This is a genomic window from Rhizobium sp. P2_G9 (assembly GCF_056403475.1).
Window position 1 is genome coordinate 1 of record NZ_JBFUFK010000118.1, and the last position, 1,944, is coordinate 1,944.

Annotated in this window: 1 protein-coding gene; it reads left to right on the forward strand. The window is 60.3% G+C overall.

What is annotated here, in order from left to right; genetic code table 11:
- Window positions 1-62: 62 nt before the first annotated feature.
- A partial coding sequence (locus AC1DYF_RS40210) for a VCBS domain-containing protein (protein ID WP_477884512.1) occupies window positions 63-1,944 on the forward strand: 1,882 nt, incomplete at its 3' end.

Sequence of the window (1,944 nt, forward strand, 5' to 3'; positions counted from 1 at the left end):
GGTACCTGGACCTATGTCATGAACGATGCCCATGACGAGTTCAAGGTACCTGGACCTATGTCATGAACGATGCCCATGACGAGTTCAAGGCGGGTCATGACTATACCGACAGCATCACCGTCACCACGGCCGACGGCACCAGCCAGGTGATCACGGTCACCATCCATGGCACCAATGATGCCGCGGTGATCGGCGGCAGCAGCACGCAGTCGCTCACTGAAAGTGATGTGGCGCAGAACACCGGCGGCAAGCTTGATGCTTCCGACGTCGACAGTTCGGCGCTGTTCACGGCCCAGACCGATGTCGACGGCAGCCATGGCTATGGCAAGTTCTCGATCGCTGCCGACGGCACCTGGACCTATGTCATGAACGATGCCCATGACGAGTTCAAGGCAGACCACGACTATACCGACAGCATCACCGTGACCACCGCCGACGGCACCAGCCAGGTGATCACCGTCACCATCCATGGCACCAATGATGCGGCCGTGATCGGCGGCAGCAGCACCCAGGAACTGACAGAAAGCGACGCTGCCCAGAACACCGGCGGCAAGCTCGATGCGAGCGACGTCGACAGCTCGGCGCTGTTCACGGCTCAGACCGATGTCGATGGCAGCCATGGCTTCGGCAAGTTCTCGATCGCCGCCGATGGTACCTGGACCTATGTCATGAACGACGCCCATGACGAGTTCAAGGCGGGTCATGACTATACCGACAGCATCACCGTGACCACCGCCGACGGCACCAGCCAGGTGATCACCGTCACCATCCATGGCACCAATGACGCGGCCGTGATCGGCGGCAGCAGCACCCAGGAACTGACAGAAAGCGACGCTGCCCAGAACACCGGCGGCAAGCTGGATGCTTCCGACGTCGACAGCTCTGCCGCCTTCGATGTGCAGACGGATGTCGATGGCAGCCACGGTTTCGGCAAGTTCTCGATCGCCGCCGATGGCACCTGGACTTATGTCATGAACGACGCTCATGACGAGTTCAAGGCGGGGCATGACTATACCGACAGCATCACCGTGACCACGGCGGATGGCACCAGCCAGGTGATCACCGTCACTATCCACGGCACCAATGATGCAGCCGTGATCGGCGGCAGCAGCACCCAGGAACTGACGGAGACCGACGCAGCCCAGAACACCGGCGGCAAGCTCGATGCTTCCGAYGTCGAYAGCTCTGCCRMCTTYGATGTGCAGACSGATGTCGATGGCAGCCATGGCTTCGGYAAGTTCACCATCGCCGCTGACGGCACCTGGACCTATGTCATGAACGACGCTCATGATGAGTTCAAGGCAGGCCACGACTATACCGACAGCATCACCGTCACCACCGCCGACGGCACCAGCCAGGTGATCACCGTCACCATCCACGSCACCAATGACGCGGCCCTCATCACAGGAACGAGCACCCAGGAACTGACGGAGACCGACACTGCCCAGAACACCGGCGGCAAGCTTGATGCTTCCGACGTCGACAGTTCGGCACTGTTCACGGTGCAGACGGATGTCGATGGCAGCCATGGCTATGGCAAGTTCACCATCGCCGCCGACGGCACCTGGACTTATGTCATGAACGATGCCCATGACGAGTTCAAGGCGGGTCAYGACTATACCGACAGCATCACCGTCACCACCGCCGACGGCACCAGCCAGGTGATCACCGTCACCATCCAYGGCACCAATGACGCGGCCCTCATCACAGGAACGAGCACCCAGGAACTGACGGAGACGGATTCGGCTCAAAACACTGGCGGCAAGCTGGATGCTTCCGAYGTCGACAGCTCTGCCGCCTTCGATGTGCAGACGGATGTCGATGGCAGCCACGGTTTCGGCAAGTTCTCGATCGCTGCCGATGGTACCTGGACCTATGTCATGAACGATGCCCATGACGAGTTCAAGGCGGGTCATGACTATACCGACAGCATCACCGTCACCA